General features: G+C 59.5%; 12 protein-coding genes and 4 tRNA genes. 4 read left to right on the top strand and 12 right to left on the bottom strand.

Going from position 1 to position 17,318, the window contains the following annotated elements; genetic code table 11:
* Entirely contained in the window at positions 1 to 1,431 is a 1,431-nt protein-coding gene (gene leuC / locus ABIA48_RS24360) for a 3-isopropylmalate dehydratase large subunit (RefSeq protein WP_310062291.1), read from the bottom strand.
* A gap of 148 nt (positions 1,432 to 1,579) precedes the next feature.
* On the opposite strand from leuC, the gene ABIA48_RS24355 reads away from it, so the two are divergent.
* Both ABIA48_RS24355 and ABIA48_RS24350 read left to right on the top strand, forming a co-directional pair.
* Positions 1,580 to 2,470 (top strand): LysR family transcriptional regulator, encoded by an 891-nt coding sequence (locus tag ABIA48_RS24355; protein WP_204933607.1) that lies wholly within the window; start codon positions 1,580 to 1,582, stop codon positions 2,468 to 2,470.
* 65 nt (positions 2,471 to 2,535) lie between these two features.
* A complete protein-coding gene (locus ABIA48_RS24350; protein WP_429491934.1) occupies positions 2,536 to 5,814 on the top strand; it encodes a PAS domain S-box protein in 3,279 nt (1,092 codons plus the stop codon).
* Positions 5,815 to 6,011: 197 nt separating this feature from the next.
* On the opposite strand, the gene ABIA48_RS24345 is transcribed toward ABIA48_RS24350, so the two are convergent.
* From ABIA48_RS24345 to gltX, 10 genes are all read right to left on the bottom strand, one after another.
* A complete protein-coding gene (locus ABIA48_RS24345) occupies positions 6,012 to 6,458 on the bottom strand; it encodes an Hsp20 family protein (protein WP_429491932.1) in 447 nt (148 codons plus the stop codon).
* Positions 6,459 to 6,589: 131 nt separating this feature from the next.
* On the bottom strand, positions 6,590 to 7,549 hold the full coding sequence (locus ABIA48_RS24340) for a tRNA dihydrouridine synthase (RefSeq protein WP_429491930.1): 960 nt from the start codon (positions 7,547 to 7,549) through the stop codon (positions 6,590 to 6,592).
* A gap of 170 nt (positions 7,550 to 7,719) precedes the next feature.
* A complete protein-coding gene (locus tag ABIA48_RS24335; RefSeq protein ID WP_277536471.1) occupies positions 7,720 to 8,169 on the bottom strand; it encodes an acyl-CoA thioesterase in 450 nt (149 codons plus the stop codon).
* Positions 8,170 to 8,218: 49 nt separating this feature from the next.
* The gene (locus tag ABIA48_RS24330) at positions 8,219 to 9,052 is read right to left on the bottom strand and encodes an alpha/beta fold hydrolase (protein ID WP_277536469.1); all 834 of its coding nucleotides are present in this window, start codon (positions 9,050 to 9,052) and stop codon (positions 8,219 to 8,221) included.
* Positions 9,053 to 9,081: 29 nt separating this feature from the next.
* Positions 9,082 to 9,621: a TetR/AcrR family transcriptional regulator gene (locus ABIA48_RS24325; RefSeq protein ID WP_277536467.1), complete on the bottom strand. Its 540-nt coding sequence runs from the start codon at positions 9,619 to 9,621 to the stop codon at positions 9,082 to 9,084.
* Between the two features lie 185 nt (positions 9,622 to 9,806).
* A tRNA-Glu gene (locus ABIA48_RS24320) sits at positions 9,807 to 9,882 on the bottom strand.
* 80 nt (positions 9,883 to 9,962) lie between these two features.
* Positions 9,963 to 10,038, bottom strand: a tRNA-Ala gene (locus tag ABIA48_RS24315).
* 53 nt (positions 10,039 to 10,091) lie between these two features.
* A tRNA-Glu gene (locus ABIA48_RS24310) sits at positions 10,092 to 10,167 on the bottom strand.
* A gap of 79 nt (positions 10,168 to 10,246) precedes the next feature.
* A tRNA-Ala gene (locus ABIA48_RS24305) sits at positions 10,247 to 10,322 on the bottom strand.
* A 276-nt stretch (positions 10,323 to 10,598) separates the two neighbouring features.
* Positions 10,599 to 12,080 carry a glutamate--tRNA ligase gene (gene gltX, locus ABIA48_RS24300; RefSeq protein ID WP_090318693.1) on the bottom strand — a complete coding sequence of 494 codons (1,482 nt, stop codon included), beginning with the start codon at positions 12,078 to 12,080 and terminating at the stop codon, positions 10,599 to 10,601.
* A 242-nt stretch (positions 12,081 to 12,322) separates the two neighbouring features.
* Between gltX and ABIA48_RS24295 the strand changes: the two genes are divergently transcribed.
* Positions 12,323 to 13,411, top strand: coding sequence for an HlyD family secretion protein (locus tag ABIA48_RS24295; RefSeq protein WP_429491927.1), 1,089 nt, complete (start codon positions 12,323 to 12,325; stop codon positions 13,409 to 13,411).
* A gap of 49 nt (positions 13,412 to 13,460) precedes the next feature.
* Positions 13,461 to 14,951, top strand: a complete 1,491-nt coding sequence (locus ABIA48_RS24290) for an MDR family MFS transporter (RefSeq protein ID WP_310062461.1) — start codon at positions 13,461 to 13,463, stop codon at positions 14,949 to 14,951.
* A gap of 119 nt (positions 14,952 to 15,070) precedes the next feature.
* Here ABIA48_RS24290 and uvrB read toward each other — a convergent pair whose 3' ends face one another.
* Positions 15,071 to 17,086, bottom strand: coding sequence for an excinuclease ABC subunit UvrB (gene uvrB / locus ABIA48_RS24285; protein WP_429491925.1), 2,016 nt, complete (start codon positions 17,084 to 17,086; stop codon positions 15,071 to 15,073).
* Between the last annotated feature and the right edge of the window lie 232 nt (positions 17,087 to 17,318).

Raw genomic sequence — 17,318 nt, 5'->3', positions numbered from 1 at the left:
TTACTGCGCTCCCTGGATCATTTCACGGACGTCGACGAAACGACCGTTTACGGCGGCGGCCGCGGCCATGGCCGGGCTGACGAGGTGAGTACGGCCACCGGCGCCCTGACGGCCTTCGAAGTTACGGTTGGAGGTCGATGCACAATGCTCACCGGACTCCAAACGGTCCGGGTTCATCGCCAGGCACATCGAGCAGCCCGGCTCACGCCACTCGAAACCGGCTTCGAGGAAAATCTTGTCCAGGCCTTCCGACTCGGCCTGCGCCTTCACCAGACCCGAGCCTGGTACCACGATGGCCTGTTTGATGGTCGAGGCCACTTTGCGGCCCTTGGCGATCACGGCCGCAGCACGCAGGTCTTCGATCCGCGAATTGGTGCAGGAACCGATGAACACACGGTCGAGTTGAATGTCGGTAATCGCCTGATTAGCGGTCAAACCCATGTATTTCAAGGCTCGGACAATGGAATCACGCTTGACCAGATCCATTTCCTTCGCAGGATCCGGTACGTTCTGGTCGACCGCCAGGACCATTTCCGGCGAGGTGCCCCAGCTGACTTGCGGCTTGATCTGGGTCGCGTCCAGCTCGACAACCGTGTCGAACACTGCATCGGTGTCGGACACCAGGTCTTTCCAGGCTTCGACAGCCAGATCCCATTCCGCACCTTTCGGAGCAAATGGACGGCCCTTCACGTAGGCCACGGTCTTTTCGTCAGCCGCTACCAGACCTACGCGAGCGCCGGCCTCGATGGACATGTTGCAGATGGTCATGCGGCCTTCGACGGACAGGTCGCGAATCGCGCTGCCGGCGAATTCGATAGCGTGGCCGTTACCGCCGGCGGTGCCGATCTTGCCGATCACGGCGAGGACGATGTCCTTGGCGGTCACACCGAACGGCAATTGCCCTTCGACGCGTACCAGCATATTTTTCATTTTCTTGGCGACCAGGCACTGGGTGGCGAGCACATGCTCGACCTCGGAAGTGCCGATACCGTGAGCCAAGGCACCGAATGCGCCGTGAGTCGAGGTGTGGGAGTCGCCGCAGACCACGGTCATGCCCGGCAAGGTAGCGCCCTGCTCCGGACCAATGACGTGGACGATGCCCTGGCGAACGTCGTTCATCTTGAACTCGACGATGCCGTATTCATCGCAGTTGTCATCGAGAGTCTGGACTTGCAGACGCGAGACCTGGTCAACGATGGCGTCGATGCCGCCCTTGCGCTCCGGCGTGGTCGGTACGTTGTGGTCCGGGGTCGCGATGTTGGCATCGATGCGCCATGGCTTGCGCCCGGCCAGACGCAGGCCTTCGAAGGCTTGCGGCGAGGTCACTTCGTGGATGATGTGACGATCGATGTAGATCAGCGCAGAGCCATCGTCGCGCTGCTTGACCAAATGCGAATCCCAGAGCTTGTCGTAGAGCGTTTTGCCGGCCATCAGACGGTTTCCTCATCAGCTTGTTTCTATGCCCTGGGTCTTGAGCGATTCAATAACCCCTTGGCTTGTGAGGCTGATCCTATGGGGTTACATTAAATAACTCAAATTCATATTTTTTATGCTTTGGATAACCGACTGGAATACAACCATGGACCTCGCCAACCTCAATGCCTTTATAGCCATCGCCGAGACCGGGAGCTTCTCTGGCGCGGGCGAACGGCTGCACCTGACCCAACCGGCGATCAGCAAACGCATCGCCGGGCTTGAGCAGCAATTGAAGGTGCGATTGTTTGATCGCCTGGGCCGGGAAGTCAGCCTGACCGAGGCTGGCCGCGCCTTGTTGCCGCGCGCCTATCAGATTCTGAATGTGCTTGATGATACGCGCCGCGCCCTGACCAACCTCACAGGTGAAGTGACCGGCCGTCTGACCCTGGCTACCAGTCACCATATCGGCCTGCACCGTTTGCCGCCCTTATTAAGGGAATTCACCCGACGCTACCCACAAGTGGCGCTGGACATTCAGTTCCTCGATTCAGAAGTGGCCTACGAGGAAATTCTCCATGGCCGTGCCGAACTGGCGGTCATCACCCTCGCGCCGGAACCCCATGCACTGGTCAAGGCCACCCCGGTTTGGGACGATCCGCTGGATTTCGTGGTCGCCCCGGAACATTCACTGCTCAACAATGGCAAAGTCAGCCTGTCGGACATCGCCCGACACCCGGCGGTATTCCCTGGCGGCAATACTTTTACCCACCATATCGTGCAGCGGCTGTTCGAAGCCCAGGGCCTGACGCCAAATATCGCTATGAGCACCAACTACCTGGAGACTATCAAGATGATGGTCTCGATCGGTCTGGCCTGGAGTGTTTTGCCGCGCACCATGCTCGACGACCAAGTGGCGCGCATACCTTTGCCGGGCATACAACTCACTCGCCAGCTAGGCTATATCCTGCACACGGAAAGGACACTGTCGAATGCTGCACGGGCCTTCATGGCCTTGCTGGATGCTCAACTCGATCTGCCAGGGAATCGAGGCTAACTTGTGCTACTCCTATAGAGCCGCGAATACCTGTACCAAACGCCCATTCAGCCTAAGGCTTGCCAATGCCCAAATCTGTTGACCGTATTCCACCAATGCCGCGCATACAGGCACTTGACCCGAAAAGCTCCGAACAGAGCTGGGAAAGTGCCCCGCAATTGTTGGCCGCGCTCAACGGCGCGCGCCTGGGCGCCTGGTATTGGGACATCGAGCGCGGGCAGATCAGCTGGTCCCGAGGCACGCAGGCGCTGTTCGGCTTCGATCCCCGGCAACCCTTGCCGTCGGATCTGGAGTACCTCGACCTGCTGCCGCCGGAAGATCGCGCGAAAACCCTTCGCGCGTTTCACGCGGTCATCGCTGGCGCGCCACTGGAGCAAGCGATGCATCACCGCATCCGCTGGCCCGATGGCAGCCTGCACTGGCTGGAAATCAACGGCAGCCTGTTGCCGGACAAGCACGGCAGGCCACGGATGATCGGCGTAATCCGCGAGATTACCCACCAGCGCCAACGCGAACAGGCGTTGAGCAGCTCGGAAAAACGCTTCGCCACCCTGTTTCACCTGTGCCCGAACATGGTCCTGCTGACCCGCCAGGAGGACGGCCTGATTAGCGAAGCCAACCAATACTTCGAAAGCCTCTTCGGCTGGCCGGTGCAAAACGCCATCGGCCGCACCACCCTGGAACTTGGGCTGTGGGTGCACCCCGAGCAGCGGGCTGAACTGGTCAAGGCCACCAAAGCCAAAGGTGAACTGGTCAGCATGGAAGTGCAGTTTCGCGCCAGCAATGGCCAGATCCACGACGGCATCCTCAGTGCGCAAAAAGTCGAGCTCGAAGGCCAGCCCTATCTATTGAGCACCTTCCTTGACACCACCGAACGCAAAATCGCCGAACAAGCCCTCAAGGACAGCCAGGAACGCCTCGACCTGGCCCTGGACTCGGCGCAACTCGGCACCTGGGACTGGCACATTCCCAGCGGCATGCTCTACGGGTCGGCACGGGCCGCTCAATTGCACGGCCTGGACGCCAAACCCTTTCACGAGTCCTTCGACGAGTTTTTCGAAGGCGTGCCCGGGGAAGAACGCGACACCATGCGCGACGCTTACCGCAGCCTGCGTGAAGGCCCGGCCGGCAACTATCAATTGACCTACCGCGTGCAATTGCCCGACGGCAGCTCGCGTTACCTGGAAAGCCGCGCCCGCCTCTACCGCGATGAAAACGGTGTGCCGGTGCGCATGGCCGGCACCCTGCTCGACATCACTGACCAGGTGGAGCGCGAACAACAACTGGTGGCCTCCGAGGAAAAATTCGCCACGCTGTTCCAGGTCAGCCCCGATCCGATCTGCGTCACCCATCAGGACAGCGGCCAGTTCATTGAAATCAACTCCAGCTTCACCCAGACCTTCGGCTGGAGCACCGCCGATGTGATCGGCCGCAGCGCCGACGAAATCGGCCTGTGGGACGCCTCGGCGAAAAGCCTGCGACGGATCGAACAAGTCATCCGCGAACAAGGCCTGAACAACGTGGCCATTCTCGTCCAGCACAAGGACGGACAGGTCCTGACTTGCGTGATTTCCAGCCGCCAGATCAGCGTCGGCGACCAGCCCTGCATCGTCACCACGCTACGCGATATCACCCAGCAACAGCGCTCGGAAGCGGCACTCAAGGCCAGTGAAGAAAAATTCGCCAAGGCCTTTCACTCCAGCCCCGACGCCATCACCATCACCGAGCGCGATACCGGACGCTATCTGGAGGTCAACGACGGCTTCTGCCGCCTGACCGGTTATCGCGCCGAGGAAGTGGTGGGCCGCACGGTGTATCAGGTCGGGATATGGGCTGAAGAAAAACAACGCTCGGCGCTGCTCGCCGAATTGCAGATCAAGGGTCGGGTTCATCACCAGGAAATGCTCGGGCGCAACAAGCGCGGCGAACTGCTCACCGTCGAAGTCTCGGTGGAACCTATCACCCTTAACGAAACCGCCTGCCTGCTGCTGACCGCGCGAGACGTCAGCCTGCTGAAAAACGCCGAAGCACAGATCCGCCACCTGGCCTACCACGACCCACTGACCAACCTGCCCAACCGCGCCCTGCTGATGGACCGCCTGAGCCAGCAAATTGCGCTGCTCAAACGCCACAATTTACGTGGTGCGCTAATGTTCCTCGACCTCGACCACTTCAAGCACATCAACGACTCCCTCGGGCACCCGGTGGGCGATACCGTGCTGAAAATCATCACCGCGCGCCTGGAGGCCAGCGTGCGCATGGAGGACACCGTCGCGCGCCTGGGCGGCGACGAATTCGTGGTGCTGCTCAGCGGCCTCGAAGGTTCACGCAGCGAGGTCAGCAATCAGGTACGCGAACTGGCCGACACCATCCGCGAGCTGTTGTCCGAACCGATGTTCCTCGACGGCCAGCGCCTGCAAGTGACACCAAGTATCGGCATTGCACTGATACCCGATCACGGCTCGACCCCGACCGACCTGCTCAAGCGTGCCGACATCGCGCTCTATCGCGCCAAGGACTCGGGGCGCAATACCGCGCAGATGTACCACAACACCATGCAGAAGGCCGCGAGCGAACGTCTGCGCATGGAAACCGACTTGCGCCTGGCTCTGTCCCGGGGCGAGTTTCGCGTGCATTACCAACCCCAGGTCGACGCCCGCGGCGATCGCATCGTCGGAGCCGAGGCACTGGTGCGCTGGAATCATCCGGAGCTGGGTGCGCAGTCCCCCACCGAGTTCATCAAGGTGCTGGAAGACAGCGGGTTGATTCTGGAGGTCGGCACCTGGATCCTCGACGAAGCCTGCCAGGCGTTCAAGCAATTGATCGACCGAGGTCTGGTGAACCCGTACAAATTCAGCCTGTGCGTGAACATCAGCCCTCGCCAGTTCCGCCAGAACGATTTCGTCGAACGCGTTGAAAACAGCTTGGCCAGCTATGGCCTGCCCTGCTCCCTGTTGAAGCTGGAAATCACTGAAGGCATCGTCATCCAGAACCTGGAAGACACCATCAGCAAAATGCGCCGCCTGAAAAAACTCGGCGTGAGCTTCGCCATGGACGACTTCGGTACCGGCTACTCCTCGCTGACCTACCTCAAGCGCTTGCCGGTCGACACCCTGAAAATCGACCAGTCGTTCATCCGCGATGCCACCAGCGACCCGAACGACGCCGAGATCATTCGCGCCATCGTCGCCATGGCCCGCAGCCTCGACTTGAAGGTGATTGCCGAAGGGGTGGAAACAGCGGAGCAACTGGAGTTCTTGCAGGGGTTGGAGTGCCACTTTTATCAGGGCTATCTGCACAGTCAGCCGTTGCCGGTGGAAGAGTTTCAAAAACTCCTGAAATAACCCACCCCGGTAGCAGCTGGCGAAGCCTGCGTTCGGCTGCGAAGCAGTCGCCAAGCCAGACTCCGCGGTGTTTCAGGAGCATTTGGCACACAAGTTTTACGACTGCTTCGCAGCCGAACGCAGGCTTCGCCAGCTGCTACAGGGCATGCGTAAAATAAAAAAGGGCGCCGCAAGGGCGCCCTTTTCGTTGCTCTGGCTTAGTGTTGCAGAGCCTTCTTTTGCGTGCCGTTGATCGGGATGCGCTTGGCTTTCGCCTCTTCCGGTACCACCCGCAGCAGGTCGATACTCAACAGACCGTTGCTCAGGCCGGCAGCCTTGATTTCGATGTGGTCCGCCAGACGGAAGGACAGTTTGAAGGCACGTTGCGCAATGCCCTGATACAGATAAGTGACGTCTTCGTTCGCGTCGCGTTTACCGCCACTGATGGTCAGCACACCTTTCTCGACTTCGAGCTCCAGGTCTTCTTCCTGGAAACCAGCCGCTGCGATGACAATACGGTACTGGTCGTCGCCGTGTTTTTCCACGTTATAGGGTGGATAGCTGCTGCCTGGCTCGTTGCGCAGGGCGGTCTCGAACAGATCGTTGAAACGGTCGAAACCTACCGAGGAACGGAACAGTGGGGCCAGGGAAAATGTAGTAGCCATGATTCAAATCTCCTGAAAACAATCAGCAAGGTTTTTTGTCTCCGCGACCCGAATTCGGCATCGCGTAATCCTTAGATAGGGACCGCTGATTACATTTCAAGAGATTATTTGCTGTTTTTTAAAAAAGAGTTTCAGGCCGCTTCCGCCACCGGCAGACCCAGCAAACGCGAGACGTTATCCAGCTCGGTCTCACGACGCAGCACGGTGAACAGCTCCACCGCCTCGGGATAATTACGCGTCAGCATCGCCAGCCATTGCTTCAGGCGACCCGGCGATTGACGAGCTGTCATCTGTGCCTTGGCCTGCAACCAGAAGTCCTGGATCAGTGGCAGCAACTCGGCCCAGGTCATCTCGACGACCTCTTCGCCGGCCCGCGCTGCGGCGATTTGCCGGGCCAGATCCGGACGCGAAACCAGGCCGCGACCGAGCATGATGTCTTCCACGCCGCTGATCTCGCGGCAACGGCGCCAGTCTTCGACGCTCCAGATATCACCGTTGGCGAACACCGGCACCTTGACCACTTCCTGCACACGCGGGATCCACTCCCAGTGCGCCGGCGGCTTGTAGCCGTCGACCTTGGTCCGCGCATGCACCACGATATGTTGCGCACCACCTTCGGCCAGGGCCGTTGCACACACCAGCGAACCGTCCGGGCTATCGAAGCCCAGGCGCATCTTGGCGGTGACCGGAATGTGCGCGGGGACGGCGCGACGGACATGCTCGACGATCTGGTTGAGCAGCTCGGGTTCCTTGAGCAGTACTGCGCCCCCACGGGATTTGTTGACGGTCTTGGCCGGACAGCCGAAGTTCAGGTCGATCACTTCGGAACCCAGCTCGCAAGCCAGCGCGGCATTTTCTGCCAGGCACACTGGATCGGAACCGAGCAATTGCACACGCAGCGGCACACCGGAGGCAGTCCGGGCACCGTTGAGCAACTCCGGGCCGAACTTGTGGAAATAGGCAGGTGTCAGCAACTGGTCGTTGACCCGAATGAACTCGGTCACGCACCAGTCGATACCACCCACGCGGGTCAGCACATCGCGCAGGATGTCGTCGACCAACCCCTCCATGGGCGCCAAAGCAATTTGCATGAAAAACACACTCAAGGAAAAACGTGCGGCAGTTTACTGGGTTTCAGGGAAAATCTGCAGACCATCGCAAATCCAGTGTGGGAGCGGGCTTGCTCGCGAATGCATTGTGTCAGCAAATTAAATGTTGGCTGACACGACGCTTTCGCGAGCAAGCCCGTTCCCACATGGAATCAGGGTTGCACCAACTCCTGCACCTGGATCGCCGGGCCATAGCCTTCGATGAATTCTGCCGGCATGCGCTTGGGCTTGCCGGTGGACAGCTCGATGCAGACGAACGTGGTTTGCGCACGCAGCAACGTCGCATTGTCGCTGGGGCGCTTCAACTGGAAGTGCCGGGTCATTTTCAGGCGCTGGTCCCAATCAACGATCCAGGTGGCCAATTGCAACTCATCATCCTCATAGGCTGCCGCCAGGTAATCGATCTCATGCCGCACCACCGCCATCGCCCGGTCCAGCCGCCGATACTCGACTAGGTCCAGGCCAAGGCGTTGGGAGTGGCGCCAGGCGCAGCGTTCGAGCCAGGTCACGTAGACTGCGTTGTTCGCGTGCCCCAAGCCGTCAATGTCCTCGGCGCCCACTTGCAGATCAATGATAAATGGCGTTTCCCGATCCCAGCCCATGCCCGACTCCCCGGTCAGATAATTTCGACCGGGGCAGTGTAACGGAAGCTCAGGCGGATTGGCGTGATTGCAGACTGCGCCCGGCCAGCAGTGATAACACGCCATCAATCATCCGAGGGTCAGCCAGTACTCGCTGATGGCCGCCGTCCTTCAAGCGCAACAAGCGGCTGTCGAACCACGCTTCGTGGATCAATTCCGATTCGCTGACCGGGACGAAGTTGTCATCTTCGGCGTGAACGATCAGGCCTGGCATGTCGAGTTGATAGTGCGCAACATCCAGCATCGCGGCGCGCATGCCGACATCCTTCTCCACCTGGCGAATGAACGCCGAGCGAGCCTTCGGCGGCAGCCCCACATAACGGGCGAAACCGCGCAGCACGCCGAGAATCCGCGCCGGGGCGGCAATGCTGACCAGGGTCTCTGTACGCAGGCCCAACTGGACCGCGAGCATGGCACTGGCACCGCCCATGGAGTGTCCGATGACCGCTTGCAAAGGTGGCAATTCGGCAGCAGCTTCAAGCATGGCACGAGCAAACAACACCACATTGGCCTCGCTGCCCGGTGAGCGGCCATGAGCTGGACCATCCAGGGCGATGACGGAATAACCGCTATCAACCAGCGCGGTGATGAGACTGGCAAACTGTGTCGGCCGACCTTCCCAGCCATGCATCAGCATCACTGCCGGGCCTTGCCCCCAGCGCAGGGCCGAAAGACCAAACCGCAGGGTAATGCGCTCGGACCTCGCCAACAGCGGCAGCTCCCAGTCACGGGGCGGCAGATCCCGCGGCGTCATGAAGGCCAGTCGCATTTTGCTTGCGACCAGTTTCGGGGCAAACCAGCCCAAGGTGCCATTAACGCCACGAACCCACTTTAACGCGCTCATCGCATTCTCCTCAGGCCGCAGCCTTCAGGTCAACGCACTGCCGACTTGGCCGCGCGCAGTAATCGATCGGATAACTCTCCCGGCCCCAGCGCCCGCGCCAGAGCCAGCCCACCCACCATCAAGGCCATATCGGCCAGGGCTTTATCGGTTTCTTCAGGACTGGCCGCCAACTGCGCGACCATCATTTCCATATGCTCATTCAGAGCGACACGAAACGCTTCCGGCAACCGCCCCAGCTCGCCAACCGATGCCGGGATAGGACATGCCGATTCGGAGGAGTCACGATGCTTGCGCGACAGGTAAAACGCTGCCACCAAGGCGCGACGCTCTTCGCCGGTCAACTGCGCATCCATGTCGGCAATCAGGTCGCGGCGATGACTGAGCAATTGCTTGAAGGCCTCGAGCATCATCGCGTCCTTGCTTTCGAAGTGTGCGTAGAAGCCGCCGACTGTCAGGCCTGCCGCCCCCATCACTTCACCCACGCTTGGCTCGGCCGGGCCGCGCTGAATCAGCGCTGCGCTGGCAGCCTTGAGGATGCGTTCGCGGGTTTGAGCTTTTTTATCGTTCATCGTTGCCTCCGAATATTACGACTGAAATATTATTCTCATAATAAATTTTAGCAAGTCATGAGTGTGACCGCTGGTCTGAAGAACAGTTTTTTTGGAAAAGGAGGAATTTGGCCAAACGCCAGACAAACAAAAGGGCCATTCAATAATTGAATGACCCTTATAAAATCCCGCAGAGCGGGTAATCGTGGCGTCCCCTAGGGGACTCGAACCCCTGTTACCGCCGTGAAAGGGCGGTGTCCTAGGCCACTAGACGAAGGGGACACAAACCCTTCTATACAACTGATCAGTGCTGAGAGCTGATCGATTCAAGGCCGGTGTGGCCAGACCTTGAACTGTAAAATTGGTGGAGCTAAGCGGGATCGAACCGCTGACCTCCTGCATGCCATGCAGGCGCTCTCCCAGCTGAGCTATAGCCCCGGATTTTTCGCCTCGCGGCGGAGCGACATCTTGCAACATCGCTTCTGTAAAACTGGCGTCCCCTAGGGGACTCGAACCCCTGTTACCGCCGTGAAAGGGCGGTGTCCTAGGCCACTAGACGAAGGGGACGCAAACCCTTCTATACAACTGATCAACGCTGAGTGTTGATCGCTTCAAGGCCGGTGTGGCCAGACCTTGAAGTGTAAATTGGTGGAGCTAGACGGGATCGAACCGTCGACCTCTTGCATGCCATGCAAGCGCTCTCCCAGCTGAGCTATAGCCCCTCATCGTTGATGTCATCGCTGAGGACGGGGCGAATCTTAAGGGTGTATCGAAAGCCTGTCAAACTTATTTTTCAAAAAATTTAAAATTTTTTGTCGGCATAACAATCACTTACCACCCTCCCCCCGGAAATCCGAGGCATATCCGTCCCTGTAGCAGCTGCCGCAGCGCTCGTGATTCGGACACTCCGTCGTTTCAGACAGATTGCGTCAAGGCCATCGGGGCCGCTTCGCAGCCCAACGCAGCCTGCGGCAGCTGCTACAGGGTAACGGCGGGTATCAGGCGATAGCGCCCAACAGCTTTTCCCACTCTTTGTTTTCTTTCTTCGACACACCGCCCAGCAGGTCGATGGCCTGGCGCAGACGGAAACGGGTCAGGTCCGGACCGAGAATTTCCATCGCGTCGAGCACCGACACCGAGCTGGCCTGGCCAGTAATCGCGGCGAACATCAGCGGCATGGCATCACGCAGCTTCAGTTCCAGGGATTCGACCACGGCCTGGATGGTGGCGGTAATGCTGTCTTTCTCCCACTGACGCAGGCTTTCGAGCTTCCACAGAATCAACTGCATCAACTGCCGGACCTGATCGCCCGAGAGCTTCTTGGATTCGAACAGCCGGGCATCCGGATTGACGCCACCGGCAAAGAAGAACCCGGCCAGCGGTGCAACCTGGCTGAAGGTCTCGACCCGGCCCTGCACATGCGGAGCGATCTTCATCATGTATTCGGAGTTGAACGCCCACTTCTGCACGCGAGCGGCAAACTCCTCCACCGGCAGGTCACGCAGCCATTGGCCGTTGAGCCACGACAGTTTCTCGATGTCGAAGATCGGCCCGCCGAGGGACACGCGCTTCAGATCGAAGTTATCGACCATTTCCTGCAACGAGAACTTCTCGCGCTCGTCCGGCATCGACCAGCCCATGCGCCCCAGGTAGTTGAGCATCGCTTCCGGCATGAAGCCCATGCGCTCGTAGAACGTTACCGAAGTCGGGTTCTTGCGCTTGGACAGCTTGCTCTTGTCCGGGTTACGCAGCAGCGGCATGTAGCACAGTTCCGGTTGTTCCCAGCCGAAATACTCGTACAACAGGATCAACTTCGGTGCCGACGGCAGCCATTCTTCGCCACGCAGCACGTGGGTGATGCCCATCAGGTGATCGTCGACCACGTTGGCCAGGAAGTATGTCGGCAGGCCGTCGGTCTTCATCAGGACTTGCATGTCCATACGGTCCCACGGGATCTCAACGTCACCACGCAGCATGTCCGGCACCACGCAGACGCCTTCGCTCGGTACTTTCATGCGGATAACATGGGGCTCGCCGGCCGCCAGACGACGGGCAACTTCTTCCTTGGACAGCAGCAGCGCACGGCCGTCGTAGCGCGGGGTTTCGCCACGGGCCATCTGCTCGGCGCGCATCTGGTCCAGCTCTTCCGCGGTGCAGAAGCACGGGAAGGCATGGCCCATGTCGACCAGTTGCTGGCAGTACTTCTGATAAATATCGCCGCGCTCGCTCTGACGATACGGACCGTGCGGGCCGCCGACGTCCGGGCCTTCGCTCCAGTCGATCCCCAGCCAGCGCAAGGCGTCGAAAATCTGCTGTTCGGACTCGCGGGTCGAACGCAGTTGGTCGGTGTCTTCGATCCGCAGGATGAACTCACCGCCGTGCTGCTTGGCAAAGCAGTAGTTGAACAAGGCGATGTAGGCGGTACCTACGTGGGGATCCCCGGTAGGCGATGGCGCGATGCGAGTGCGGACGGTGGTCATGGCATGTCTCGAAAAGATAAAAAGCGAAGTTCAAAGCGAACTTCAAACAAGAGCCGAATGGTAACAGGCGACACAGGCCACGCTCCAGTGAACAGGGCATTTAAGCCAAGGTTGCGTCTGTAACACCCGTATGGTGCGGCGAATGGCCGAATATCAGCCGATGGCATTTACCGTTTATCGGGTGTATGCCAGATTTGCCTGCTGATAACTCCCCTTACAATTTCTCGACTACAGTTTGCCTCATGCCTGCCCAAATCAAGCGTCGCCTCTTCACATTCCTGCTGGTTGTCCTATTGATCGCCGGGGGCCTGCTTGCCCATTGGTTCTTCAAGGGGCGCTTTTATGAAAGCACCGACAACGCCTACGTCCAGGGTGAGATCACCCGCGTGTCGAGCCAGCTGGGGGCGCGCATCGATCAAGTGTTGGTGCAGGACAACCAGCATGTCGAGAAAGGCCAGTTGCTGATCAAACTCGAAGGCGACGACTTCCGCCTCGCTGTCGACCGCGCCAATGCTGTTTTGGCCACCCGCCAGGCCGAGCGCCTGCAAGCCCAGAGCAAACTGACCCAGCAAGCCAGCCTGATTGCCGCCAGCGAGGCACAAGTCGCGTCCAGCCAGGCGAGCCTGGGTCGCTCGCAGATCGACCTGACCCGCGCCGAAACCTTGCGTAAACCCGGTTACGTATCGGAAGAACGGGTGACCACCCTTTCCGCCGACAACCACATTGCCCGCTCGCAAGTGGCCAAGGCCCAGGCCGACGCGCAAAGTCAGCGCCAGCAAGTCAATGCACTCACCGCCGAGATCAAACGCCTTGACGCGCAAATCGCCAACGCCAGGACCGATCTCGCCCAAGCCGAACTGAACCTGACCCGCAGCGCAATCCACGCGCCCATCAGCGGCCTGATCGGCCAGCGTGCTGCCCGCGAGGGTCAATACGTGCAGGCCGGCGCTTACCTGTTGTCGATCGTGCCGGACGAAGACATCTGGATTCAGGCCAATTTCAAGGAAACCCAGATTGGCCACATGCAGCCCGGCCAGGAAGCCGAACTGACCTTCGACGCCTACAGCGACACCCCGATCAAGGCCCGGGTCGACAGCCTGTTTGCGGCCTCGGGCGCGCAGTTCAGCCTGTTACCGCCAGACAATGCCACGGGCAACTTCACCAAAGTCGTACAACGGATTCCGGTAAAACTGACTTTCGCTGCGGACAACCCGTTGCGCGGCAAGATTCGTCCGGGCATGTCGGTCACCGCCAAGGTGAACATCAAGGACGGCCCTGAAGATGTCACCCCTAAAGTGAGCAACAAAGACACCCCTGACGATGGCCGGTGATCAACTGATCCGCCCGGCCGGCGAACCGACCCGGCGGGACTGGATTGCGGTGATGAGCGTGATGCTCGGTGCGTTCATGGCCGTGCTGGACATCCAGATCACCAACTCATCGCTCAAGGATATCCAAGGCGCGCTGTCAGCCACGCTGGAAGAAGGTTCGTGGATTTCCACCTCGTACCTGGTGGCGGAAATCATCATGATCCCGCTCACCGCCTGGCTCGTGCAGTTGTTGTCAGCCCGGCGCCTGGCGGTGTGGGTGTCCCTCGGATTCCTGTTCGCATCCCTGCTCTGCTCCATGGCCTGGAGCCTGGAAAGCATGATCGTGTTCCGCGCCTTGCAGGGGTTTACCGGTGGCGCGCTGATTCCGCTGGCGTTCACCCTGACCCTGATCAAACTCCCGGAGCATCACCGTGCCAAAGGCATGGCCATGTTCGCCATGACCGCCACCTTCGCGCCCTCCATCGGTCCCACCCTTGGCGGCTGGCTGACGGAAAACTGGGGCTGGGAATACATTTTCTACATCAACATCCCGCCCGGCCTGATCATGATTGCCGGCCTGATGTACGGCCTGGAGAAGAAAGAAGCCCACTGGGAATTGCTGAAAAGCACCGACTACGCCGGCATTCTCACCCTTGGCGTCGGGCTCGGTTGTTTGCAGGTATTTCTGGAGGAAGGCCATCGCAAGGACTGGCTGGAGTCGAACCTGATCGTAACCCTGGGCAGCATCGCGCTGGTCAGTCTGATCACCTTTGTGATCGTGCAGTTCTCCAAACCCAATCCACTGATCAATCTTGGCATCCTCGGCAACCGCAACTTCGGCTTATCCAGTATTTCCAGCGTCGGAATGGGGGTCGGGTTGTATGGTTCGATCTACTTGTTGCCGCTGTACCTGGCGCAGATCCAGAACTACAACGCCCTGCAGATTGGCGAAGTGATCATGTGGATGGGCGTGCCGCAGCTGTTTCTGATTCCGCTGGTGCCCAAGTTGATGAAGTTCGTCTCGCCGAAATGGCTGTGCACGCTGGGCTTCGGGCTGTTCGGGTTGGCGAGTTTCTCATCGGGTGTGCTGAACCCGGATTTTGCCGGGCCGCAGTTCAATCAGATCCAGATCATCCGCGCCTTGGGGCAGCCACTGATCATGGTGACCATCTCGCTGATCGCTACCGCTTATATCCTGCCCCAGGATGCGGGATCGGCATCGAGCCTGTTCAACATCCTGCGCAACCTCGGCGGCGCGATCGGCATCGCCCTGCTCGCCACGCTGCTGGATGCGCGGACCAAGGTTTATTTTGATTACTTGCGTGAATCTATCGTGCCGAGTAATCCACAGGTGGCCGAGCGGATGGCCTCGCTGACCGATCGACTGGGCAACGAAACGGCGGCACTGGGCAAACTCAGCGAAATTGCCCACCAACAGGCGTCAATCATGGCCTTCAACGATGCGTTTCATTTTGTCGGGATTGCGCTGGGAATCAGCATGCTGGCGGTGTTGCTGACCAAGAAGTTGCCGGCGGGGTTGAAGGCGGGTGAAGCGCACTAGTTGATATTTACTGCGCCCTGACTGGCCTCATCGCGAGCAAGCTCGCTCCCACAGGGATCACACTGAACCCTGTGGGAGCGAGCTTGCTCGCGATGAGGCCAGTTCAAGCACTGCAAATCTCAAACAGTGATCAACCGCTCGCGCAATTTGCCAATCTCATCGCGCATCTGCGCCGCTGCTTCAAACTCCAGATCACGCGCCAACGCATACATCTTCTCTTCCAGGGCCTTGATACGCTTGGCGATTTCACCCGGCGTGCGCAATTCGGCTTCGTATCTGGCGTTCTCTTCGGCCGCCTTGGCCATACCTTTGCGTTTCTTGCTGCGCGAACCGGGCACCGTGGCGCCTTCCATGATGTCGGCAACGTCCTTGAACACGCCTTTGGGCGTGATGCCATTGGCCAGGTTGAACGCGATTTGCTTGTCACGACGACGCTCGGTTTCGCCGATCGCGCGCTCCATGGAGCCTGTGATGCGGTCGGCGTACAGAATCGCCCGGCCATTGAGGTTACGTGCCGCGCGGCCGATGGTCTGGATCAGCGAACGCTCGGAACGCAGGAAGCCTTCTTTGTCGGCATCGAGGATCGCTACCAGCGAAACTTCCGGCATGTCCAGACCTTCACGCAACAGGTTGATCCCCACCAGCACATCGAAAGTACCGAGGCGCAGATCGCGGATGATTTCGACCCGCTCCACGGTGTCGATGTCCGAGTGCAGATATCGTACGCGTACGCCGTGGTCGGCCAGGTAATCGGTCAAATCCTCGGCCATGCGCTTGGTCAACGTGGTGACCAGCACTCGCTCTTCCAGAGCGACACGCTTGGTGATTTCCGACAGCAAGTCGTCGACCTGGGTCAGTGCCGGGCGGATCTCGATTTGCGGGTCCACCAGCCCGGTCGGGCGCACCACCATGTCAATGACGCGCCCCGCGTGCTCGGCTTCATAGTTGCCCGGCGTCGCCGAAACGAAAATCGTCTGCGGGCTGATGCTTTCCCACTCGTCGAAACGCATCGGCCGGTTGTCCAGGGCCGATGGCAGGCGGAAGCCATACTCGACCAGCGTCTCTTTACGCGAACGGTCGCCTTTGTACATGGCGCCAACCTGAGGAACGCTGACGTGGGATTCGTCAATCACCAGCAAGGCATCCGGCGGCAGATAGTCGTAAAGCGTCGGCGGCGGCGCGCCGGCTTCGCGACCGGACAGATAGCGTGAGTAGTTTTCGATGCCGTTGCAGTAACCCAGTTCGAGGATCATTTCCAGATCGAAACGGGTGCGCTGCTCAAGACGCTGGGCTTCCACCAGTTTGTTGTTGGAGCGCAGGTACTCCAGGCGCTCCTGCAACTCGACCTTGATGCCTTCGACCGCGCCCATCAGGGTTTCCCGCGGCGTCACGTAGTGGCTTTTCGGGTAGAAGGTGAAGCGCGGCAGTTTGCGAATGACTTCGCCGGTCAGCGGATCGAACGCCGACAGGCTTTCCACTTCATCGTCGAAAAGCTCGATGCGGATCGCTTCAAAATCGGATTCCGCCGGGTGGACATCGATCACATCGCCACGCACGCGGAAGGTCGCCCGGGCAAAATCCATGTCGTTGCGGGTGTATTGCAGGTCGGCCAGGCGTCGCAGCAATTCACGCTGATCGAGCCGGTCGCCGCGATCCACGTGCAACACCATCTTCAGATAGGTTTCCGGGCTGCCCAGACCGTAGATGCACGACACCGTGGTGACGATGATCGCGTCCTTGCGCTCGAGCAACGCCTTGGTCGCGGACAATCGCATTTGTTCGATGTGATCGTTGATCGAGGCGTCTTTCTCGATGAAGGTGTCCGAGGACGGCACGTAGGCTTCAGGCTGGTAGTAGTCGTAGTAGGAAACGAAATATTCCACCGCGTTGTTCGGGAAAAACGCCTTGAACTCGCCGTACAACTGCGCCGCCAGGGTCTTGTTCGGTGCCAGCACCAGCGTCGGGCGCTGCACTTGGGCGATCACGTTGGCGATGCTGAACGTCTTGCCCGAGCCGGTCACACCAAGCAGCGTCTGGTGCGCCAGCCCGGCCTCGATACCTTCGACCATCAGGCGGATGGCTTCCGGCTGATCGCCGGCGGGCTCGAAACGGGTGACTAGCTGGAATTCAGACATGAAATACCTCTGGATCACTCTTGCCGGTAAAACCGACACGAACGAGAAAGACCGCAAACGACCGGTGTCGCCCGAGGAAAAAACTGGATTGTGCTCAATGTGGAGCCGATTGCCAGCGCTTTCAAGGTAAACGTCCTACATCGCGCAAAACCTTTGCCGACGCCATTCGACTACCGGTCGAGAAATAATCGGAAAAACTTGCCCGAAATACTGATTCGCCTGTCGCCAGCAA

The organism is Pseudomonas sp. S30_BP2TU TE3576 (assembly GCF_050436025.1).
Classification (GTDB): domain Bacteria; phylum Pseudomonadota; class Gammaproteobacteria; order Pseudomonadales; family Pseudomonadaceae; genus Aquipseudomonas.
This window is presented reverse-complemented; position numbering and strand designations above follow the sequence as displayed.